Source organism: Plantactinospora sonchi (genome assembly GCF_036422035.1).
GTDB lineage: Bacteria > Actinomycetota > Actinomycetes > Mycobacteriales > Micromonosporaceae > Plantactinospora > Plantactinospora sonchi.
In genome coordinates, this window is record NZ_JAZGQK010000021.1 from 294823 (window position 1) to 316909 (window position 22087).

Here is a 22087-nt window from a genome sequence, read left to right on the forward strand (position 1 = left end):
GTGGACCTACCGTTGACCGTCAGGTGCCATCGGGGGATTGGCTTGTGGCGGTAACCGTGCCATTTTGCCATATGGACCTGAATCGGGTGACGGTCGGTCCAGAGGAGAAGAACGATGGGAATTCGGCCTATCGACCTGGTACCTCCACCGGACGACGCGCCGCCCGCGGTCAAACTGACCCCGGTGGACCGGCTACCCGTCCGGTTCACCGGCGACCGGGACGGTACCGGCCCGACCACGCTCGGACAGGCGAACATGCTGAACTGGATCGCCAAGGAGAAACCGTACGGGCGATTCGCCGCCGGCCCGCTGGAGCTGCCGCCCGGCGCCACGCTGACCGACGTCGTGGCCGCCGTCGAGGTGCTGCTGGCCCGGCACGAGGCGCTGCGCACCCTCTTCCCCGCCGACGGGCGCACCCAGCGGGTGCTGCGCTCCGGCGAACTGGCCGTCGACGTGTTCACCGCCGACGAGGAAGCCGATCCCCAGGTGCTGGTGAACGAACTGATCCGGATCCTGCGCGGCGAGGAGTTCGACCTGACCGTCATGTTGCCGGTCCGGGTCGCGGTGACCGTCGCGGAGGGCGTACCCACCGCCGCCGCCGTGGTCTACTCGCACGTCGTGGTGGACCTGCCCAGCATGGTGATGCTGGGCAGGCAGTTCACCGAACTCGCCGCGGACCCCGCCCGCCGACAGGTCGGCCCCCGGGGACACCAGCCGCTGGACCAGGCCGCGGCCGAGCGGTCCGACCGGGGACGGCGCCGGGCCGAGGAGGCGCTGCGCTACTGGGAGCGGCTCTTCGCCACCATGCCGCAGAACCTCTACGCGGTGCCGCCGGCGCCGGACGGACCGGGCGGATCGTCGTCGTCCTGGCTCTGGTCCCGGGCCGCCGCGCTGGCCCTGCCGCACATCGCCGCGCGCACCGGCGCCAGTACGTCGATGGCGGTGCTGGCCGCCGTCTGCGCGGTGCTGAGCCAGCGCACCGGCCACCGCCTGATCGTGATGCCGACCCTGTGCAGCAACCGCTACGAGCGCCGGCTGCGCGACTTCGTCGGCCCGTTGGCCACCGACAGCCTCGTCTCGGTGGAGGTCACCTGCGACGGCTTCGACGACCTGGTACGCCGGGCCGGCACCGCCGTGCTGCGCGCCAACCGGTATCCGGCCGGCAGCCCGGAGCAGATGAAACGGCTGGAGGCCCGGGTCAACGACGAGCGGGGCACCCACTACGCCCGGCACTGCACCTTCAACGACTCCAGCGCCGCCGTCGGACCCGACCACCAACAGGCCGGACCGACCGAGGCCGACCCGACCGAGGCGCGCCGGGCGATGGCCGAGACGACGGTGGTGCCCCGGCCGTGGGGGGAGATCCTCGCGTTGCTCGCCTTCCGCCTGCTGGAGAAGCAGGGGCAGCTGATTCTCGGGGTGCTCACCGCCGACCGGCACCGGATCACCGACGCGGAGAGTGAACTGCTGCTGATGGCGGTGGAACGGCTGCTCGTCGAGGCGGCGGTCGGTGACGTGGCACTGGACCGGCTCGGCGAGGTGACCGGGCTGCGGCCGCTGCCCCGGGGCGCGGACTGGCGACTGGTCGGTTCCAGTTGGGTCCAGCTCTCCGAGGTGCAACGGCTGCTGGACGACGCACTGCCGGGCAGCGCGGGCCGGGTGTTCGCCGTACCGGACGAGCGGGGCGATCCGCAGCTCGTGGCGTACCTGGCGGGCGGGCGCCCGTCGACGCCACGACAGGCACACCTGGCTTGCCTGGCCCGGCTGCCCGGCCGGGACACCGCGATGACCCCGCAGCGGTACGTGCTCTGCGCCCGGGCACCGGAGGACCCGACCGACCTGTCGGCGTGGCAGCGGGCCGAGGTGCGCCATGCCGGCGACGGGCGGGCCGAGGTGCGCCAGGCCGGCGACGGGCGGGAAGGGGCGCGGCGGTGACCGGCGGACACCAGGACGCGATCGTGGTGTCCGGGCTGCGGAAGTCGTACCACGGCCGGCCCGCGGTGGCCGGGCTCGACTTCACCGTCCGCCGGGGTGAGGTGTTCGCCCTGCTCGGACCGAACGGGGCCGGTAAGACCACCACCGTCGAGATCCTGGAGGGGCACCGCCGTCGGGACGGCGGTGCGGTACGGGTGCTCGGGGTCGACCCGGCCCGGGGCGGGTCGGAGTGGAAGGCCCGGATCGGTGTCGTGCTGCAACGCGCCGACGACCTCACCCACTCCAGTGTGCTGAGCGTGCGCGACTGGGTCCGCTCGGTCGCCGCCTACTATCCCGCCCCCCGGGACCCCGACGAGGTGATCGAGCTGGTGGGGCTGGCCGGACAGGCCCGGGTACGGGCCGCCGCGCTCTCCGGTGGGCAACGTCGCCGGCTCGACGTGGCGCTCGGCATCGTCGGTCGACCCGAGCTGCTCTTCCTGGACGAACCCACCACCGGGTTCGACCCGGAGGCACGGGTCCGCTTCTGGTCGCTCCTGTCCCGACTCGCCCGGGACGGCACCACGATCCTGCTCACCACGCACTACCTGGAGGAGGCGGAACGGCTCGCCGACCGGGTCGCGGTGGTGGCCGGGGGACGGATCGTCGCGATCGCCACGCCGCAGACCCTCGGCGGACGGGCCAGCGCCACCGCCACGGTGCGCTGGACCGGCCCGGACGGCCCGCACAGCCGGCGTACCGGGGACCCGACGGCGGTGGTGCGGGAACTCGCCGAGCGGTTCGGCGGTGTCGTCCCGGAGCTGGTGGTGCAGCGGCCCAGCCTGGAGGACGTCTACCTGGAGATGATCGGACATGCGTCGACGGGTACGGCCGTCGGGCGACCGGAAACCGGACGGCCGGCATGACCGCCGTCAGCGAGGGCGCCCGGCCGACACCCGAACCGTCGGCGGTGGCCGTACCGACAGGTGACCACGAACGGTCGGGCGCACGGCCGCCGGGACTGGTACGGGTGGCGGCCGCCCGTACCCGGGTCGAGTTCCTCTCCTTCGTCCGGGAACGTTCGGCGATGGTCTTCACCTTCGTCTTCCCGCTCGCGCTGCTGGTCATCTTCGGCTCGGCACTGCACGGACAGCCGGTCGCCGAGGGTGTGGTCTACGAGCAGTACTTCGTGGCCGGGATGATCGCCGCCGGGCTGTTCGGGTGCAGCTTCCAGAACCTCGCCATCGTGATCCCGATCGAGCGGGACGTCGGCGGACTGAAACGGCTCGCCGGTACGCCCATGCCGAAGTCGGCGTACTTCGCCGGCAAGATCGTGATGGTGGCGTTCACCGCGCTGGTGCAGAGCGCGCTGCTGATCGGCATCGGCGTGGTCTTCTACGGGCTGACCCTGCCCACCACCGTCGGCCCGTGGTTGACCTTCTTCTGGGTGGCCGGACTCGGCACGATCGCCTGCACCCTGCTCGGCATCGGGGTGGCGGGGATCGTGAAGAACGGCCGGACCGCCCCGGCGGTCGTGTCCCCGCTGGCGACCGTGCTCCAGTTCATCTCCGGGGTTTTCTTCGTCTTCGCCACGCTGCCGACCTGGATGCAGAGCATCGGTGCGGTCTTCCCGCTCAAGTGGATGACCCAGGGGATGCGCTCGGTCTTCCTGCCCGAGTCGTTCGCCGTGCACGAGGTGGCCGGTGGCTGGGAACACGGGCGGATCGCCCTGGTGCTCGGCGCCTGGTGCCTGGTCGGACTTTTCGTCGCGGTACGTACCTTCCGCTGGCGCAACCGCGCCGACGGCTGACACCCGATGCGGTTTCCTGAGGAGATGCGATGACTGGTCGGCGGCGGACGGTCGTGCTCGGCTACAGCGGGCTGCACGGGTCGGCGGAGCTGAAGCGGTCCCACTTCCCGGACCTCGACGAGCGGGAGGCGCGCCTGTTCCAGGGACTGGATTCCGCCGCCGCCCTGGTCGTCGACGGGGAACTGGTCGCGGCGGTGCAGCAGGAGCGGTACTCCGGGATCAAGTTCGACCACTCCTTCCCGGTGGACGCGATGGTGAGCTGCCTGGCCGTCGCCGGGCTGGGCTTCGCCGACGTCGACGCCGTGGCCCACAACTTCGACCACTCCCACATGCGGGTCTTCGCCGAGGGCGAGGAGTACGCGCGACGTCGCTACCGGGAGGTCCTCGACCCGGCCCGGCAGACCGAGCTGCTGCACCGGTTCGTGCCCGCACTGGCCCGGCACCGGGTGACCCCGGTGGCCCACCACCGGGCGCACGCCCTCACCGCGGCCGTCCCGTCCGGGTTCGACGACGCGTTGGTGGTGGTCGTCGACGGCATGGGGGAGTTGCACGCGGTCAGCGTCTACACGTGGCGGAACGGGCAGCTGACCCGGCTGGCCGCGCTTGACTACCGGGCCAGCCTCGGCCTCTTCTACGCGATCCTCACCATGCACCTCGGCTACTGGCCGAACAGCGACGAGTACAAGGTGATGGCGCTGGCCGCGCTGGGCGACCCGGCCCGGTACCGCGACGTGCTGACCGAGGCGGTGCGCTGCGAACCGGACGGCCGGCTGGACGTGCCGCTGCTGCGGCTCAACCGTGGTCCACGCGCCCGGGAGACCTTCGCGACCTCCCGGGACTGGCTGGCCGCCCGGGTCTGTCCGGAGCGCCGGGCCGGCGAGGAACTCACCCGTGCGCACATCGACCTGGCCAGCGCGGCCCAGAAACGGGTGGAACAGGCGCTGACCCACCTGGTGTCGTACTGGGTGCGGCGTACCGGCCTGCGGCGGGTCGCGTTCGCCGGCGGAGTGGCGCTGAACTGCGTCGCGATCGGCAAACTGGCCGCCTCCGGTCTGGTCGACGGGGTGTACGTGCAACCCGCCGCCGGCGACGAGGGGACGGCGGTCGGCGCCGCGCTCGCGCTGGCCGGTCCGGCGGTGTCCGGCACCCGGTACCCGGCGATGACCTACCTCGGCCCGGACGTCGCCGAGGACGGCCCACCGGCCGGTCAGCCGTACTGGTCGGTGTCGGTGGCGGCGGGGGTCGCCGAGGCGGCGGTCGCCCGACTGCTCGCCGAGGGGCGGATCGTCGGCTGGGCGCAGGGCCGGCTGGAGTTCGGCCCGAGGGCGCTGGGCAACCGGAGCATCCTGGCCGACCCGAGGGACCGGGACGCACGGGAACGGGTGAACGCCGCGGTCAAGTTCCGGGAGGAGTTCCGGCCGCTCGCTCCGGCGGTCAAGGCGGAGCGGGCCGACGAGTGGTTCGTCGTCCCGGCGGGTACGAACATGCGGCACATGACGGTCGCGGTCCCGGTACGGCCGGCGTCGGCGGGCCGGATCGCGGCGGTGGTGCACGACGACGGCACCGCCCGGGTGCAGGCGGTCCACCAGGTGGACAACCCACGGTTCTGGCGGATCCTGGACGAGTTCGAGCGGTTGACCGGCACACCGGTGCTGATGAACACCTCGCTGAACGTGAAGGGCCAGCCGACGGCGCGGGCCGGGGCGGAGGCGTTCCGCACCTTCGACTCGTCCAGGTTGGACGTGCTGGTCGTCGGTGACCGGCTCTACGCCAAGCCCGAGGCGGTGTCGGCGGCCGAGCAGGCGGTGTCGGCGGCCGAGCGGTCGGCGGCCGAGGCCGGAGGACGTACGGTGCTGGGATCCGCTCTCGGCCGCTGACCCGGGACGGCTCCTAGTTCTGGAAGTGGCCCGAGTTGTAGTTTTCCTTTTCGTTGGTGTTCGGACCGTTCTGGATCCACACCTCGATGTAGACGACGTCGTCGACGTAGACCTTGTTGCGCATTTTGATCACCGTGCAGTCGGCGTCGCTGCTCCCGTTGGCGCCGTCCGCGTCCTCGGCGTAGCCGAGTTCCAGGTTCTTGGTCTCGTTGTAGGCGCTCATGACCGCGCGCCGGCTGTCGGCCCGGGTGTCACAGATCTTCATGTTCCCGGAGGTGGTGAAGACCGAGGCGGCGGCCCCGGCGGTACCGATCCGGAACGTCGCGGCCTGGGCGGCGGTGGGCGGCGTCAGTACGACCAGGCCGGCGGCGACGAGTCCGGCGGCCAGCAGCCGAGGAAAACGCATGATTCCTCCCGGGTTGCTCCAAGGTGGTGTTTTGTCAGCCTAGGCGCGCGCCGCGATCGGGCGGCCGGAACATACACAGCTTCTTCCACCCGGGGGGGTCTCCCCGGATCCACCGGTTCCCGGCCCGGCCCGGCCCGACCGGCCGGTACCTGCACCCCTGTTATCCTCTGATGACATGCAGCCAGGGGACCGGATCGACCGTGGGTCGCCGTTGCCGATGTACTACCAGCTCAAGCACCTGCTGGTCCGGGACATCGAGCGACGCCGGCTCCAGCCGGGCGACCGGATCCTCGGTGATCACGAGCTGTGCGCCCGGTACGGCGTGTCCCGTACGGTGGTCCGGCAGGCGCTGACCGACCTGGAGAACGAGGGCGTCATCGAGCGGGTGAAGGGCCGGGGCACCTTCGTCGCGCATCCGAAGACCGCCGAGGGGCTGGTCCAGTCGCTGACCGGGCTGTTCGAGGACGTCGCCGCCCGGGGCGGTCACCTGCGCAGCGAGGTGCGGCGTGCCGAGGTGGTGCCGGCGGACGCCGCCGTCGCCGCCGACCTGGGGATCGACCCCGGCGAGCCGGTGATCCACCTGGAACGGCTGCGGTTCGTCGACAACGAGCCGTGGGTGTGGACCGTGACGCATCTTCCGGCGGCGTTGGCGCCGGGGCTGGTCGAGGAGGATCTCACCGACCGCTCGCTCTACCAGGTCCTGGAGTCGACGTACGGGGTGCGGCTGGTCCGGGGCATCCGCTCGGTCGAGGCGGCGGTGGCCAACACCGGCCAGGCGAGACTGCTCGGCATCCGGCGCGGAGATCCGCTGCTGGTGCTCCGCAGCGTCAGCATCGGCGACTCGGGGCGACCGGTCGAGAGCTTCCTGGCGTTGCACCGGGGCGACCGCAGCCGGTTCCAGGTCGAGCTGAACCGGGCCGCCGGCAGCGGCCGGGCCGGCAGTCCGCTCGTGCTCGTCACCTCCTGAGTTCCGCTCCCGCCACCCGTACCGGTTCTGTCGGTCGCGCGACCCGGGTAATCTGGCCTCTCCTCTTGACATCCTGTAATGACAGGACGACAGTGGCCGGAAACACGACCGAAACAGGAGACGACGTGAGTACGAGCGCCACCCCGCCGCTCTCACCCCTGACGATCACCTTCGGCCCCGGCAACGCCACACTCGAGCCGCAGGGGCAGGTCCTCACCCGGCGGATGTCCGACCTCGAAGGACTGTTCGTGGACGGCCACGCCTGGCGACAGGCGGTCGTGGACGGCGACCCGGTGGTCTACACCGTCGTCTCCTCGCCGGTGCCCGAGGTGCCCCGCGAACTGCCGCAGTCGATCACCACGATCTACCCGGGAGACACCGGCGGCGAGTTCTGGATGACCAAGGGACACCAGCACCCGGACCCGCAGGGCGAGATCTACCTGGGCCTGGAGGGCCGGGGCGGCCTGCTGCTCTTCGACGGCGAACGGGCCGAGTGGCTGGACATGGGCCCGGGGACGATCGGCTACATCCCGCCCGGCTGGGCGCACCGCAGCGTCAACGTCGGCGACGAGCCGTACCGGTTCCTCGCCGTCTACCCGGGCAGCGCCGGACACGACTACGGCTGGGTGCTCGCCCACGGCATGGGGCTGCGGGCCCGCCGGGGCGACGCCACCGTCGAACTCGTCCCGTTCGGCGCCCCGGCGTCCGCGTCCGACAACCCCACCCGCCCCCAGGAATAGGAGACCCGATGGCAACGAAGAGCGTCTCGATCGGCGCGGCCGGGCTCGCCGCGGTCGTCACCCTCGCGGTCGGCGTGGTCGCCGGCCGGGCCTTCAGCTCCGACAACGGTTCGGACGACGGCGGGGACACCACGACGGCGGCGATCGCCGGTACGAAGATCGACGTCATCGTCAAGGCGACCGAATCCGAGTTCTGGCAGTCCATGCTGGCCGGCGCCAAGAAGGCCGGCACCGACCTCGGGGTCGAACTGGACCTGTTCGGCCCCACCTCGGAAGCCGACATCGAACCGCAGGTACGCCTGGTCGAGGACGCCATCTCCCGGGGAGCCAAGGGCATCGTGCTGGCCCCGAACTCCTCCACCGCGCTGAACGGTGTGATCGACCGGGCCCGGTCCAGCGGGATCAAGGTGGTCATCGTCGACAACGCGGTACAGACCAGGAGCGACGGTTTCATCGGCACCGACAACGTCAAGGCCGGCGCCCAGGCCGGCCAGCGGCTCTGTGAGCTGATCACCCAGGCGGGCAAGCCGGACGGCAAGGTGCTGCACGAGTCCGCGGTCTCCGGGGTGCAGGTGCTGATCGACCGGTTCGAGGGCTTCAAGCAGGGCCTGGCCGAGAAGTGTCCGCAGGCGACCATCGTGCAGACCCTGGTCAACGACAACGACCTGAACAAGGCGGTCGGCCAGGTCAACGACGCCCTGACCCGGGTGCCGGACCTGGCCGGCATCTTCGCCGACAACAACACCTCGGGCGTCGGCACGGCCCGGGCGGTGCAGGAGAAGGGCGCCGCCGACCGGGTCGCGGTGGTGGCCTTCGACTCCGACCCGGCCGAGGTCGAGGCGGTGCGTTCCGGGGCGATCGACGCGATCGTCGTACAGAACCCGTTCTTCTTCGGCTACCAGGGTGTGGTCGAGGCGGCGATGGCGGTCGCCGGCAGCAACGCGCCGCAGCGGCTGGACCCGGGCGCGGTGCTGGTGGACCGGGACAACGTCGGTGCCGAGGAACTCCAGAGCCTGCTCAACCCGCCGAAGACCAAGGGCTGAGGCGGGCCCCGGGGCCAGCGAGGAGGTGCGATGAGCAACGAGCCGGTGGTACGGCTGCGCGGGGTCACCAAGACGTACGGGCCGGTGACCGCGCTCGACGACGTCGACCTGGACCTGCTCCCCGGCGAGGTGCACTGCCTCGCCGGGGAGAACGGGGCCGGCAAGTCGACGCTGATCAAGGTGCTCACCGGGGCGGTGGCCCGGGACCGGGGCGACTACCGGGTCGACGGGGTGGCACTCGGGACGCGACCGTCGCCGGCGGAGGCCCGCGCCGCCGGCATCGGCGTCGTCTACCAGGAACTGAGCCTGCTGCCGGACCTCAGCGTCCTGGACAACCTGACGATGGGGCGCTTCCCACGCCGGTTCCCCGGCATCGTGGACCGCGGCGCGCAGCGCCGGACCGCGGTGGCACACCTTGACCGGGTCGGTCTCGCCGATCTGGACCTGGACCAACCGGTACGGGCACTGCCGACCGCCACCCGTCAGCTCGTCGAGATCGCCCGGGTCCTCGGCACCCGGGCGAAACTGGTGATCTTCGACGAGCCGACCACCGCGCTCTCCGAACGGGAGGCGGCGGCGCTGCTGGAGCGGGTCGCCGCACTGCGCGACGCCGGGCAGACCGTGCTCTACGTGACGCACCGGCTGGAGGAGATGTTCGCCGTCGGCGACCGGGTCACCGTACTGCGGGACGGGCGGGTGGTGGCGACCCGGCCGATCGCCGACCACGACCACGACTCGCTGATCCAGGCGATGGTCGGCCGTCCGGTGCAGAACCTCTACCCGGGCGTACGACACGCGATCGGCCCACCCCGGCTGGAGGTACGCGAGCTGCGTATCCCCGGCTTCGCCGCACCGGTCGACCTGACCGTGCACCGGGGCGAGATCGTCGGCCTGGCCGGTCTGCTCGGCGCCGGCCGCTCGGAGATCGTCCGGGCGGTCTTCGGCGCCGACCGGGTGGACGGCGGGCAGGTCCTCCTCGACGGGGTGCCGGTGCCGGCCGGCTCGCCCCGGGCGGCGGCCCGCAGCGGCATCGCCCTGCTCACCGAGGACCGCAAGGAGTCCGGCCTGCTGCTGGAACTCTCCATCGAGGCGAACGTCTCGATCGCCAGCCTTGGCCGGGTGGCCACCGCGACCCTGCTGCGCGGCGGCCGGGAGCGTCGGCACGTGCGGCAGGCGGTCGCCGGGCTGCGGCTGCGGTACGGCTCCTTCGACGACCCGGTCACCTCGCTCTCCGGCGGCAACCAGCAGAAGGTGCTGCTGGCCCGCTGGCTCGCCACCGGTGCGAAGGTGCTGCTGCTGGACGAACCGACCAAGGGTGTCGACGTCGGCGCCAAGGCCGACATCTACCAGGCGATCGCCGAGATGGCCCGCAGTGGTATCGCCGTACTGGTGGTCTCGTCGTACCTGCCCGAACTGTTGGGGCTCTGCGACCGGATCGTGGTGGTGCGTGAGCGTCAGGTCGTCGGTGAACTGCCGGCGGACGAGGCCACCGAGGAGAAGATCCTCCACCTCACCAGCCCGGCGACCTCCGCCGCGGACCTGTCGAAGGCCGCCTCCGCGCCGATGTCCCCGCCAGCCCCTCTGGAGTCCCGATGAGCCGCGACGAGAATCCGACCCCGGCCGCCGACGCGCCGACCTCGATCGACACCGCCCCGGACGGGACGGCCCCGGGCGGCACCGCCCTGAGCGACACGGCCCCGGACGACACCCGGGACGCGCCGGTCGGCAGCGACGACGACACCCCGGCCGGCCCGAAGCCGGCGGGCGAGCCGGAGGTGCTGGGGCTGGGCAGCCTGCTCGGCCGGGGCTTCGGCGGGCTGCCCGTACTCGTTCTCCTGGTCCTCGGGTTGAGCCTGGCCACCGACACCTTCCTGACCGGCACCAACCTGGACAACCTCGGCCGGCAGGTGTCGATCTACGCGATCATCGCCATCGGCCAGCTCCTGGTCATCCTCACCGCCGGCATCGACCTCTCGGTCGGTTCGGTGGTCGGGCTGAGCGGGGTGATCGTCGCCAAGGCGGTCTTCGACACCGCCGGCGGCGGGCCGGTGCTGCTCGCCGTGCTGCTCGCCCTGCTGGCCGGGGCGGCGATCGGACTGGTCAACGGGGTGCTGGTGGCGATCCTGAAGATGCCGCCGTTCATCGTCACCCTCGGCACCCTCGGCATGGCGCGCGGACTCACCCTGCTCTACACCGACGGCCGGACCGTCCAGCCGCTGCCCCGCTCCTTCACCTCGATCGCCGGGGGAGAGTTCCTCGGCGTCGCCAACCTGATCTGGCTGACCGTGCTGATCGCCCTGCTGGTCGGCTTCGGGCTGCGGCGCACCGTCTGGGGACGCTACATCTACGCGGTCGGCTCCAACCCGGAGTCCGCCCGGCTCACCGGCGTACCGGTGCGGGCGGTGCTGCTCAGCGTCTACGCGCTGGCCGGCGTACTGGCCGCGCTCGGCGGCATCCTGCTGGCGTCCCGGCTCGGCAACGGCGTCCCGACCGCCGGCACCGGATACGAACTCCAGGCCATCGCCGCCTGTGTGATCGGCGGGGCGAGCCTGTTCGGCGCCCGGGGCTCCGCGCTCGGCGCCCTGGTCGGCGCCCTCATCGTCGGCCTGCTCAACAACGGCGGAACACTGCTCGGCATCGACCCGTTCTGGTTGCAGGTGGCGATCGGCGCGCTGATCCTGGTCGCGGTCGGCGTCGACCAGCTGCAGGGCCGGCGGCTCACCCGGCGGGGGGCGTGAGCATGCTCGTCGCCCACGACCTCGGCACCACCGGGAACAAAGCCTCACTGCACGCCGACACCGGGGCGCTGCTCGGCTCGGTCACCGTGCCGTACCCGACCCGGTTCGCCCCGGGCGGGGTCGCCGAACAGGACCCGGCCGACTGGTGGACGGCGCTCGCCGAGGCGACCCGGGAACTGCTGGCCCGGCACCACGTCGACGCCCGGGACGTCCGGGGGCTGGCGATCTCCGGGCAGATGATGGGCGCCGTACTGCTCGACGCGGCGTACCGCCCGGTCCGGCCGGCGATCATCTGGGCCGACACCCGCAGCGCCGGGCAGTGCGACCGGCTGGTCGAGCGGATCGGCGCCGAACCGGCGTACCGGCTGCTCGGGCACCGGCTCAACCCGACGTACTCGATCAGCAAGGTGATGTGGGTCCGCGACCACGAACCGGAGGTCTTCGCGTCGACCCGGCACGTCTGCCTCGCCAAGGACTACGCGGTGTTCCGGCTCACCGGCCGGCTCGCCACCGACCCGTCCGACGCCTCCTCGACCAACGCCTACGACCAGGAGCGGGGAACCTGGTCGGAGCGGGTGCTCGGCGCGGCCGACCTCGACGGGGCGCTGCTGCCGGAGATCGTCCCGGCCACCACCGTGGTCGGCACCGTGACCGGGGCGGCGGCGGAGGCGACCGGACTGCGTGCCGGCACCCCGGTGGTGATGGGCGGCGGGGACGGGCCGCTGGCGGCGGTCGGTGCCGGCGTGGTCGGCGCGGCCGACGGCGCCTACTGCTACCTCGGCTCGTCGTCGTGGGTGTCGGTGGCGGCCACCCGCCCGCTGCACGACCCGGCGATGCGGACGATGACCTTCGACCACGTGGTGCCCGGGCACTACGTGCCGACCGCGACCATGCAGGCCGGCGGCGCGTCCCTGGAGTGGATCGCCGACCTGCTGGAACCCGGCGGCGCCGGGGACCGGTTCGGTCGGCTGGTGGCGGCGGCCGACACCGCCGGGGCGTCGGCGCAGGGACTGTACTTCCTGCCGCACCTGCTCGGCGAGCGGTCGCCGTACTGGAACCCGGACGCGGCCGGGGCGTTTGTCGGCATCGGCCGGCACCACGACCGGCCGCACCTGGTCCGGGCGGTGCTGGAGGGAGTCGCGTTCAACCTGCTGACCTGCGTCGACGCGTTCCGCGAGCACGGTACCCCGGTCGACCGGGTGGACGCGATCGGCGGCGGCGCGGCCAGCGACGTCTGGCTGCGGATCCTCGCCGACGTCTGGGGATGCCGGGTACGCCGACGCTCCATCGTGGAGGAGGCGAACAGCCTCGGCGCGGCGGTCACCGCGGCCGTCGGGCTCGGCCTGGTCGACGGGTTCGGTGTCGCCGGGCAACTCTCCGAGGTCACCGCCGAGTTCAGTCCCGATCCGGAGCGGCACGCGGCGTACCGGGAGCGGCACGCGGTCTTCCTCGACGCGTACCGTCGGCTGGAGCCGTGGTTCGTCGGACGTGGGGATGCGCGGTGACCGCGACCCGGGCCGGGCAGGTGCTGGTTACCTCCCGGTCGTTCTCCTCCGGCTCGCGGGACCTGCTCGGCGAGCTGCACGCGGCCGGCCTGACCGTGGTACGCGGCCCCGCCGACCACCGGCTCGACGCGCTGCGTCCACTGCTCGCCGGGACGGTCGGCTGGATCGCCGGCACCGGCCCGGTCACCGAGGCGCACCTGGCCGCCGCGCCGCGCCTGGCGGTGCTGGCCCGGTACGGCGTCGGGGTCGACGCGGTGGACCTGGCCGCCGCCGCCGAACGCGGGGTCGTGGTGACCAACACTCCCGGGGCGAACACCGAGGCGGTCGCCGATCTGACGGTCGGGCTGCTGCTCGCCGCGCTGCGCGGTATCCCGGCCGGGGACCGGCGGGTCCGGGCCGGCGACTGGACCACCACCGTGCGGGGCCGCGAACTCGGTTCGTCGGTCGTCGGGATCGTCGGGTACGGCCGGATCGGCCAGGCGGTGGCACGTCGACTGCGTGGCTTCGGTGCCCGGGTCCTCGCCTGTGATCCGCTGCTGGACGACCGGGTGGTCCGGGCCGGGGGAGCGGAACCGGCCGACCTGGCCGAGCTGCCGGCCCGCTGCACGGCGGTCTCGTTGCACGCGCCCGGCGGTCGACGGCTGGTCGACCCCGAATGGCTGGCCGCCGGCCGGGACGGACTGGTACTGGTCAACACGGCGCGGGCCGACCTGGTCGACGAGTCGGCGGTCGCCGCCGCGTTGCGCGGTGGGCGGCTCGCCGGGTACGCCGCCGACACGCTCGGCACGGAGTCGGCCGGCGGTACGTCGCCGCTGCTCGCCGAGGATCTGGCCGACCGGGTCGTGTTGACCCCGCACCTCGGGGCACAGACCGTGGAGGCGGTGGACCGGATGGGTTCACTCGCCGTCGCCGACCTGCTCGCCGTGCTGGACGGCGCACCACCGTCCCATCCGGTCCTGGACGGCGCACCACCGTCCCATCCGGTCCGGGCCAGCGCCCCACCGACCCGTCCCGGCGGTCCGGACGTCGCGGATGGGCCGGCGGAGGGGCCCACCGATCCGGCGGCGGAGTGGCGGTGAACGCATCAACCGGAGTGGGCGGGGGAGCCATGGTGGACGGCCGGGGCGGCTACATGGGATTTGTCGGCGTCACCACCGGCGGATCCTCGATCAACCGGGTGTTCCCGAGCTGGGCCCGGATCCTCGGCCTGCCGACCGACCGGCTGGTCGGGCACGACCTGCCGCTGGACGCGGACGACAGCCGGTACCGCGAACTCGTGCGGCGGATCCGGGACGACCCGGCGCACCGGGGAGCCCTGGTGACCACCCACAAGCTCCGGCTCCACCAGGCCGCACACGACCTGTTCGACGAGGTCGACGACTTTGCCCGGCTCTGCGGTGAGATCTCCAGCATCAGCAAGCGGGACGGACGGCTGCTGGGCCACGCCAAGGACCCGCTGACCGCCGGGCTCGCCACCGAGGACTTCCTGCCGGACGACCACTTCGCGACGACCGGCGCCGAGGTCGTCTGCCTGGGCGCGGGGGGCGCCGGCACCGCCCTGGTGTGGTATCTGAGCCAGCGGGCCGACCGGCCGGGCCGGATCGTCTGCACCGACACCGATCCGGAGCGCCTGGCTCACCTGCGCGCGGTGGCCGACCGGGGTGGCGTACCACCCGACCTGATCTCGTACCTGCCGGTGACCGGGGACGGGGACGTCACCGCGCTGCTGGCGGCGGTACCGGACGGCACCCTGGTGGTCAACGCCACCGGGCTCGGCAAGGACCGGCCCGGGTCCCCGCTGCCCGCCGGGGCGGTGCTGCCCCGCCGCGGGTACGCCTGGGAGTTCAACTACCGGGGCAGTCTGGAGTTCCTGCGGCAGGCCCGGGACCAGCGAACCGAACGCGATCTGACTGTGGTCGACGGCTGGCGGTACTTCATCCACGGTTGGAGCCAGGTGATCGCCGAGGTCTTCGACGTACCGATGGACCCGCCGACCGTGCGGCGGTTGGCGGCCGCGGCGGAGGCGGTGCGGTGAGTTTCGTCCGGACGGTGCTCGGCGACGTGTCGCCGTCGGTGCTCGGTCCGACCGACTACCACGAGCACCTGTTCCAGGTCTCGCCGTTGTTGGCCGGGGACGAGCTGGACGACGAGGCGTCCAGCCGGACCGAGGCGGCGCTGCTGTTCGGTGCCGGGATCACCGCGATGGTCGAGGCGACGCCGGTCGGGCTGGGCCGTGACCCGGCCGGAACCGCCCGGATCAGCGCCGCCACCGGTCTGCACGTGGTGGCGACGACCGGCGCGCACCGGGAGGCCCACTACGGTCCGGGGCATCCGCTGGTCGCCGCCACCGAGGCGGAGTTGGCAGCCCGGTTCCGCGCCGACCTCCTCGACGGCTGCGCCGACTTCCCCGCCGGCATCGCCGACGGCCCCGCCGGCTCCCCTGGCGGCGGCCGCACCGACCTCGGCCCGTCCGGTCAGCCGGTCCGGGCCGGCCTGCTCAAGGCCGGCATCGGGTACTGGTCGATCAGCCCGTTCGAGCGGCGGGTTCTCGGCGCGGTGGCCGCCGCGCACCGCGAGACCGGGGCGCCGGTGATGGTGCACCTCGAACACGGCAGCGCCGGCCACGAGGTACTCGACCTGCTGGACTCGGACGGTGTGGACCCGGGCCGGGTCGTGCTGGCCCACGTCGACCGCAACCCCGACCCGGGTCTGCACGTGGAGTTCGCGAACCGGGGCGCCTTCCTCGGCTACGACGGGATGGCCCGGCACCGGGAGCGGCCGGACAGCACGCTGCTCGACCTGATCGACGCGGTGTGTGCCCAGGGCATGGGCGACCACCTGCTGCTCGGCGGTGATGTCGCGCGTCGCGGCCGGTACGTCGGGTACGGCGGCATGCCGGGCATGGCGTACCTGCCGAACCGGTTCCTGCCCCGGTTGCGGGCGCGACTCGGCCCGGAGGTCGTACGCCGGATCCTGGTCGAGTCGCCGGCCCGGATGCTCACCTGGACCGGCCGGACGGGCGCCCCCGGCCACCAGGTTCTGGCTCGCGGATCATGAAGGTCGCTCGTTGGACCTGTCGTGGCGCGAGGTGATCTGACGAGCCACGAGTGGGTTGAGGACTGACCATGCCGGCCTGGGTCGGCCAGGGGCATGATCAGGCTCACCTCCGGTCGTGGAGCTGCTGGCCAACCGGTTGTCACACCCATTTCTCTGGTCATTTCTCGCCTTGTCGCGCCACGGCTGGATTCTTGATGTGTTAAAGAAAAAGTCGGGCATACTACGCATGTGACGATGGCGGCCCCGGTGCACGAGCGCATCCTGCGCCGGGCCGCGCTCCGGGTGACCCTTCCGCGACTGGCGGTGCTCGCGGCGGTGGACGCCCGCCCGCCGACACCGTCTCGATCCTCGACGCGGCACGCGGGAACCTGCGTGTGCCGGTCCTGCGGCGCGATCGCCGCCGTCGACTGCGCCGTCGACTGCGCCGTCGGCGTCACACCCTGCCTCACCGCGTCCGACCATCGTGGCTTCTCGATCGACGAGGCCGAGATCATCTACTGGGGCGTTTGTCCAGACCGCGTCAGGGCACCAGCACCCGGTTGACCGAACAAGTGACTGACAGGAGAAGGATCGACGTGCCCGAGCACGGCAGCGAGAGCGAGAACCCGGCAATCCCCGCCCCGACCGCGAAGCGGGGTCGGCCGAGGAGCAATCAGGACTGGTGGCCGAACCAGCTGAACCTTCAGGTTCTGCACCAGCACTCACCCCGGGCCAACCCGATGGGCGAGTCCTTCCGCTACGCGGAGGAGTTCACGAAGCTCGACGTCGACGCCCTGAAGCGGGACGTCTTCGAGGTGATGACCACGTCGCAGGACTGGTGGCCGGCGGACTACGGCCACTACGGACCGCTCTTCATCCGGATGAGCTGGCACTCCGCCGGCACGTACCGGATCGAGGACGGCCGTGGCGGTGGCGGCGACGGCGCGCAGCGCTTCGCCCCGCTGAACAGTTGGCCCGACAACGCCAACCTCGACAAGGCGCGCCGACTGCTCTGGCCGGTCAAACAGAAGTACGGACGGAAGATCTCCTGGGCCGACCTGCTGGTCTTCGCCGGCAACTGCGCGCTGGAGTCGATGGGGTTCAAGACCTTCGGCTTCGGCTTCGGCCGCGACGACGTCTGGGAACCCGAGGAGATCTTCTGGGGACCCGAGGACACCTGGCTCGGCGACGAGCGCTACAGCGGCGACCGGGAACTCGCCGAGTCGCTCGGTGCCGTGCAGATGGGACTGATCTACGTCAACCCGGAGGGGCCCAACGGCACCCCGGACCCGCTGGCCTCGGCCCGGGACATCCGTGAGACGTTCCGCCGGATGGCGATGAACGACGAGGAGACGGTGGCGCTGATCGCCGGCGGCCACACCTTCGGCAAGACCCACGGTGCCGCCCCGGCCGCCGAGTACGTCGGCCCCGAGCCCGAGGGCGCCCCGCTCGAGGAGCAGGGGCTGGGCTGGCGGAACAGCTTCGGCACCGGCAAGGGCGGCGACACCATCACCAGCGGACTCGAGGGCGCCTGGACAGGCACCCCGACCACCTGGGACAACAGCTTCTTCGAAACCCTCTTCGGACACGAGTGGGAGGTCTGCGAGAGCCCGGCCGGCGCGAAGCAGTGGCGGCCCAAGGGCGGTGCCGCGGCGGACGCCGTACCCGGTGCCCACGACCCCACGGTCCGGTACGCGCCGATGATGGCGACCACCGACCTCGCACTGCGCGTCGACCCGAGCTACGAGCAGATCTCCCGGCGCTTCCTGGCGAACCCGGACCAGTTCGCCGACGCCTTCGCCAGGGCCTGGTACAAGCTGCTGCACCGCGACATGGGACCGGTCTCCCGCTACCTCGGACCCTGGGTGCCGGAGCCGCAACTGTGGCAGGACCCCGTCCCGCCGGTCGACCACGAGCTCGTCACGGACGAGGATATCGCCGCCCTCACTGGCCGCGTCCTCACGTCCGGGCTCTCCCTCTCCCAACTGGTCTTCACCGCCTGGGCGTCGGCGGCGAGCTTCCGCGGCACCGACATGCGCGGCGGGGCCAACGGCGCCCGGATCCGCCTCGCACCACAGCGGAACTGGGAGGTCAACGACCCGACCATGCTCGCCACCGTGCTGCCGGCCCTGGAACGGATCCAGCAGGACTTCAACAGCTCGCAGAGCGGCGGCCGGCGGATCTCGCTCGCCGACCTGATCGTCCTCGCCGGGTCCGCGGCCGTCGAGCAGGCGGCCCGGAACGCCGGGTACGACGTCACGGTCCCGTTCGCCCCGGGTCGTACCGACGCCACCCAGGAGCAGACCGACGTGGAGTCCTTCGGCGTACTCGAACCGAGGGCGGACGGGTTCCGCAACTACCTGCGGGCCGGACAGAAGCTCTCGCCGGAGACCCTGTTGCTGGACCGGGCCAACCTGTTGACGCTGACCGCGCCCGAGATGACCGTCCTGGTCGGTGGCCTGCGGGCGCTGAACGCCAACCTGGGGCACGCGCCACACGGGGTGCTCACCGACCGGCCCGGGACGCTGACCAACGACTTCTTCGTGAACCTGCTCGACGCCCGTACGGAGTGGAAGGCGGCCACCTCGGCCGAGAACGTGTACGAGGGTCGGCACCGCGGCACCGGCAAGGTCCGGTGGACGGCCACCGCCGTCGACCTCGTCTTCGGCGCGAACTCCCAGCTCCGTGCCATCGCCGAGGTCTACGCCAGTGCCGACGGGCAGGAGAAGTTCGTCCAGGACTTCGTCTCCGCCTGGGTCAAGGTGATGAACCTGGACCGCTACGACCTCTCCTGACACCGGACGGCCCCGGGCAGGTCGTCGCTGCCCGGGGCACCGCGGCGTGCCGTCCGGCGGTGCGGGCTCCGAGAGCCGGGGCCCGCACCGCCGGGGGCGGGTGAGCCGGGGGGGGGGGCCCGGGGCGGGTGGGCGGGGCCGGGGCCCCGGGGGGGGGCGGGCGGGGGGGGGGGGCGCGCGGGGCGGGGGCCCGCACCGCCGGTGCCGGTTCAGCCGGAGAGGGCGAACGGGATGGTGACACTCGACTGGGCGCCCTGGGCGGCGGTCGCGTCGATCCGCAGTGTGGTGGGCGCCGACCCGATCGCGTTCCACACCTCCAGGCGTACGCAGCCGCGGTTCAACGCGGCGAAGCCGCCGGAGACGGTTCGTACGCCGGCGGCCTGGGTGTAGACCTCGGTGCCGGGCACCGGGTCGGTGGCGAAGTAGGCGTACGTCTCGGTCCGGCCGTAGCTGCCGGAGCCGGTGAAGTCGTACGAGATCCGGGCCTGCACCCCGGCCCCGACGGCGGTGCCCGCGTCGACGTACAGGGCGAAGCTGGTCGCTCCGCCGCCCTGGTACGTCCCGGTCAGCCCGCACACCCGGTGGGTGACCGGGTTGGTCGGGGTGCCGTCGTGGTTGCCGTTCGCGGCCGGCAGGGTGACCGTACCCGCCCCGGTGCCCGGGGTGCCGGCCAACGCCCCGGCGGAGCGGACGAAGAGCCGGTTGCTGGTGGTCGGCGGGTCGGTCGGGGTCGGGGTGGGCGTCGGGGTGGGGGTCGGGTTGGGCGTGCCGCCGCCGGCGTTCCCGCCGCTCCAGGTGTGCGCCCCGGTGGTGGCGGTACGGCCGGCCGGCACGGTCAGGGTCCGGCCGTCGGAGAAGGTCACCGTGATCGGGTTGCGGGTGATGTTCGACGCCACGTAGGTGCGGGCCCCGCCCCGGGTGAAGACGGCGTAGAGCGGGGTGTTGGCGGTGACCGTGGTGTCGACCTGGCCGAGCGCCGCGAGGTTGCGCAGCCAGTGGAAGGTGTGGGCCCGGCTCTCGCCCTCCTCGGGCGAGTAGCCCGGGTTGGCCCGGAAGCTGGCCAGTGCGGCGTCCGGGCTGGCCATCGCCTGGAAGGACCAGAGGATGTCCTGCCAGACGGTCGGCGGCCCGCCGTTGTTGGTGACCAGTTCGTTCCAGTTCGTGGTGACGTAGGCCGGCCGGTAGCCGAGGTAGAGCGAGCCGCCGGTGATCGGCAGCATGTTGATGCCCTGGATCATCTCCGGCTCACCGCTGAACCAGGTGGCGTACGCGCCACCGTCGCCCCAGACCATGCCGACGGTGTTGTGCCCGAACGAGGCCGGGAAGTTCTGGTTGGCGGAGTCGAACCAGTACTCCTGGATCGCCTGGGCCTGGGTGGTGTAGATGAACAGGCCGGCGTCCCGGACGGTGGTGTTGCCGGTGGCCAGTCCCCACTGGATCAGCCCGCTGGCGAAGTTCATCCCCTCCGAGGAGGACTCCTGGTTGTTGCCGGCCCCGAACGAGCCGTGCCCGGAGGCCCAGTCGTGTCCCGCGTAGATGTCGAAGTCCCGCAGGAACGGGAACATCGCATCGGACCGGTCAACGCCGTTCGCGTCCCGGATCAGCAGGTTGACCATGCCGCCGTACCGGTCGGCGGCGGCCCAGCCCGGGTCGAACTTGGCGAGCGTGGCGGCGGCCGCGATGTAGTAGCCGTAGTGGAAGTGGTGGTCGTTCAGCTCCTGGTCCGAACCGTACGACGCCGGATAGCCGACCAGCGTGCCCCAGGCCCGGTCGTAGTGGAACAGCCGCCCGGTCTCGCCGGACGAGGCGGTGAACCAGTCGGTCAGCCGGGTGCGGATCGCGTTCAGCAGCAGGTCCCGCTGGGCGGTCCGACCGAGTTGGTCGGCGATCTCGGCGAGCCGGGCGGCCCGGCCCAGCGCCTTGCCGGTCCAGTAGGTGTCGTTGCCGAAACCGGCCAGCGGGTCACCGGTGGCCGCCTGGTCCAGGTAGCCGCCGAGGGTGGCCAGGTCGGCGCCGCCGGAGGTGGCCACTGCGGGCAGCTCGGGCAGCACCCCGTGGTAGCGGATGGCGGTGCCGAACGAACCGACCCCGACCAGGGTGCGCAGCGGGCCGCGCGGCGAGACGTACGTCTGGGGGATCGGGGCGCCACCGGAGAGGTTCTTCCACTGGTGCGGGTAGAGCGCGGTGACGGTGTTGCGTTCGCTGCCCTCCCGGGCGGTGGTGGTCAGCGTGTACGTCGCGTGCACGGTGCTGGTCGCCTGGTCGAACCGCCAGTCGACCCGGGTGCCGGTGACGTGTGCGTGGGCGTACCGGCCGTAGCTGTCGGCCAGGGCGGTCCGGTCGCCGGCCGGGGTGGTCGTGGTGGTGGGGAGCAGGGCGACGGAGAAGTAGCCCCGGCCCGCCAGGGTGGAGGTGACGGTGTTGCCGGCGACGGTCCACGTCGCGCCGCTCGGGGCGTACGCGACGTAGTCGTGGCCGCGCACCGTGAAGCCGATCCGGGCGCCGCTGTTGGTCCAGACCGTGGGCGTCGCCCCGAAGGCGAGCTGGGCGTTGCCGCCGGTGACCTGGGCGTAGACGAACGGCAGGCCGTGCCCGACGGTGGCCCGCAGGGTCCGGGCGCCATCCGACCAGTAGGGCGAGACGGTCCAGTCGGTCCAGCCGTCCACCTTCGCGTCCGGGGAGTTCAGCCCGGTCACCCCCAGGGTGAACTCGGTGCTGTACGGGTAGTGGTACTCGCCGACCGTGGTCGGGGTGCCGGAGACGGTGGCGGTGGTGGTGTAGCCGACGCCGAGCCCGCCGGCCGCCGGCTGGAAGGACATCGGGTGGGCGTGCAGCGGCGGGGAGTAGGCGCAGTCGGTGCGCTTGAACAGCAGTGCCGACCACCAGTCGTTGGTCGGCACGGCCCCGGCCGGGGCGTTGGCGGTGACGTACCGCCGGGGGTTGGTGGCGAGGTCGGCGCAGCCGGACGGGCCGGCGGCGCCGGCCGGGCGGGCGGTGGTGTAGCTGCCGGCGCCGAGCGGGTCGGCGTCGGCGCCATTGGGCGCGACGAGGGTGACGGCGACGGCGGCGACGGCCGCGGCGGCGAGCGCGACCAGGCGGCGGCCTGGCCGGTGGGGACGGTGGGGGTGGTGGGGACGGTTCATGATGCCTCCGGGCGGGGCGGCACGGGTCGGGAAGACTTCCCGGGTATTGCTGGATTGTTGCGGAAAGGTCATCAAAGACACAGAGATCTGTCGATACGGCGGCCCGATTTTCACAT

17 protein-coding genes are annotated in these 22087 nt (G+C 72.4%); 15 read left to right on the forward strand and 2 right to left on the reverse strand.

All coding sequences use genetic code 11. The features are described from left to right. The first annotated feature begins 114 nt into the window (after positions 1-114). The 4 genes from V1633_RS24625 to V1633_RS24640 are packed head-to-tail and all read left to right on the forward strand — an operon-like array spanning position 115 to position 5598. Positions 115-1935, forward strand: coding sequence for a condensation domain-containing protein (locus V1633_RS24625; RefSeq protein ID WP_331216751.1), 1821 nt, complete (start codon positions 115-117; stop codon positions 1933-1935). Continuing rightward, complete coding sequence (locus V1633_RS24630; RefSeq protein WP_331216752.1) at positions 1932-2837, forward strand: ABC transporter ATP-binding protein; 906 nt, start codon at positions 1932-1934, stop codon at positions 2835-2837. The genes V1633_RS24625 and V1633_RS24630 overlap by 4 nt, the downstream gene beginning before the upstream one ends. Then, complete coding sequence (locus V1633_RS24635; protein WP_331216753.1) at positions 2834-3721, forward strand: ABC transporter permease; 888 nt, start codon at positions 2834-2836, stop codon at positions 3719-3721. Before V1633_RS24630 ends, V1633_RS24635 begins: the two co-directional genes overlap by 4 nt. Before the next feature lie 29 nt (positions 3722-3750). Next, positions 3751-5598: a carbamoyltransferase family protein gene (locus V1633_RS24640; RefSeq protein WP_331216754.1), complete on the forward strand. Its 1848-nt coding sequence runs from the start codon at positions 3751-3753 to the stop codon at positions 5596-5598. Positions 5599-5611: 13 nt separating this feature from the next. Here V1633_RS24640 and V1633_RS24645 read toward each other — a convergent pair whose 3' ends face one another. After that, a complete protein-coding gene (locus V1633_RS24645; RefSeq protein WP_331216755.1) occupies positions 5612-6004 on the reverse strand; it encodes a hypothetical protein in 393 nt (130 codons plus the stop codon). 175 nt (positions 6005-6179) lie between these two features. Between V1633_RS24645 and V1633_RS24650 the strand changes: the two genes are divergently transcribed. From V1633_RS24650 to katG, 11 genes are all read left to right on the forward strand, one after another. Beyond that, positions 6180-6971, forward strand: coding sequence for a GntR family transcriptional regulator (locus tag V1633_RS24650; RefSeq protein ID WP_331216756.1), 792 nt, complete (start codon positions 6180-6182; stop codon positions 6969-6971). 125 nt (positions 6972-7096) lie between these two features. Continuing rightward, positions 7097-7711: a glucose-6-phosphate isomerase family protein gene (locus tag V1633_RS24655; protein ID WP_331216757.1), complete on the forward strand. Its 615-nt coding sequence runs from the start codon at positions 7097-7099 to the stop codon at positions 7709-7711. An 8-nt stretch (positions 7712-7719) separates the two neighbouring features. After that, a complete protein-coding gene (locus V1633_RS24660; protein WP_331216758.1) occupies positions 7720-8754 on the forward strand; it encodes an ABC transporter substrate-binding protein in 1035 nt (344 codons plus the stop codon). Positions 8755-8784: 30 nt separating this feature from the next. Beyond that, positions 8785-10350, forward strand: a complete 1566-nt coding sequence (locus V1633_RS24665; RefSeq protein WP_331216759.1) for a sugar ABC transporter ATP-binding protein — start codon at positions 8785-8787, stop codon at positions 10348-10350. Next, positions 10347-11492 carry an ABC transporter permease gene (locus V1633_RS24670; protein WP_331216760.1) on the forward strand — a complete coding sequence of 382 codons (1146 nt, stop codon included), beginning with the start codon at positions 10347-10349 and terminating at the stop codon, positions 11490-11492. The genes V1633_RS24665 and V1633_RS24670 overlap by 4 nt, the downstream gene beginning before the upstream one ends. A 2-nt stretch (positions 11493-11494) precedes the next feature. Then, a complete protein-coding gene (gene xylB / locus V1633_RS24675) occupies positions 11495-12997 on the forward strand; it encodes a xylulokinase (RefSeq protein WP_331216811.1) in 1503 nt (500 codons plus the stop codon). Next, positions 12994-14076, forward strand: coding sequence for an NAD(P)-dependent oxidoreductase (locus tag V1633_RS24680; RefSeq protein ID WP_331216761.1), 1083 nt, complete (start codon positions 12994-12996; stop codon positions 14074-14076). Before xylB ends, V1633_RS24680 begins: the two co-directional genes overlap by 4 nt. After that, entirely contained in the window at positions 14073-15032 is a 960-nt protein-coding gene (locus V1633_RS24685) for a shikimate dehydrogenase family protein (protein WP_331216762.1), read from the forward strand. Before V1633_RS24680 ends, V1633_RS24685 begins: the two co-directional genes overlap by 4 nt. Continuing rightward, the gene (locus V1633_RS24690; RefSeq protein WP_331216763.1) at positions 15029-16054 is read left to right on the forward strand and encodes a phosphotriesterase family protein; all 1026 of its coding nucleotides are present in this window, start codon (positions 15029-15031) and stop codon (positions 16052-16054) included. The genes V1633_RS24685 and V1633_RS24690 overlap by 4 nt, the downstream gene beginning before the upstream one ends. A gap of 234 nt (positions 16055-16288) precedes the next feature. Then, on the forward strand, positions 16289-16597 hold the full coding sequence (locus V1633_RS24695) for a hypothetical protein (RefSeq protein ID WP_331216812.1): 309 nt from the start codon (positions 16289-16291) through the stop codon (positions 16595-16597). Further along, entirely contained in the window at positions 16594-18828 is a 2235-nt protein-coding gene (gene katG, locus V1633_RS24700; RefSeq protein ID WP_407952098.1) for a catalase/peroxidase HPI, read from the forward strand. The genes V1633_RS24695 and katG overlap by 4 nt, the downstream gene beginning before the upstream one ends. 209 nt (positions 18829-19037) lie before the next feature. Here the strand turns inward: katG and V1633_RS24705 are convergent, their stop codons facing one another. After that, positions 19038-21971, reverse strand: coding sequence for a glycosyl hydrolase (locus V1633_RS24705; protein WP_331216765.1), 2934 nt, complete (start codon positions 21969-21971; stop codon positions 19038-19040). Positions 21972-22087 lie beyond the last annotated feature (116 nt).

Bases quoted from the DNA above. Each gene is read 5' to 3' on its own strand.
- V1633_RS24625 (WP_331216751.1), top strand. From the start codon at position 115: ATGGGAATTCGGCCTATCGACCTGGTACCTCCACCGGACGACGCGCCG.
- V1633_RS24635 (WP_331216753.1), top strand. From the start codon at position 2,834: ATGACCGCCGTCAGCGAGGGCGCCCGGCCGACACCCGAACCGTCGGCG.
- V1633_RS24640 (WP_331216754.1), top strand. From the start codon at position 3,751: ATGACTGGTCGGCGGCGGACGGTCGTGCTCGGCTACAGCGGGCTGCAC.
- V1633_RS24645 (WP_331216755.1), bottom strand. From the start codon at position 6,004: ATGCGTTTTCCTCGGCTGCTGGCCGCCGGACTCGTCGCCGCCGGCCTG.
- V1633_RS24650 (WP_331216756.1), top strand. From the start codon at position 6,180: ATGCAGCCAGGGGACCGGATCGACCGTGGGTCGCCGTTGCCGATGTAC.
- V1633_RS24660 (WP_331216758.1), top strand. From the start codon at position 7,720: ATGGCAACGAAGAGCGTCTCGATCGGCGCGGCCGGGCTCGCCGCGGTC.
- V1633_RS24665 (WP_331216759.1), top strand. From the start codon at position 8,785: ATGAGCAACGAGCCGGTGGTACGGCTGCGCGGGGTCACCAAGACGTAC.
- V1633_RS24670 (WP_331216760.1), top strand. From the start codon at position 10,347: ATGAGCCGCGACGAGAATCCGACCCCGGCCGCCGACGCGCCGACCTCG.
- xylB (WP_331216811.1), top strand. From the start codon at position 11,495: ATGCTCGTCGCCCACGACCTCGGCACCACCGGGAACAAAGCCTCACTG.
- V1633_RS24695 (WP_331216812.1), top strand. From the start codon at position 16,289: ATGGCGGCCCCGGTGCACGAGCGCATCCTGCGCCGGGCCGCGCTCCGG.
- V1633_RS24705 (WP_331216765.1), bottom strand. From the start codon at position 21,971: ATGAACCGTCCCCACCACCCCCACCGTCCCCACCGGCCAGGCCGCCGC.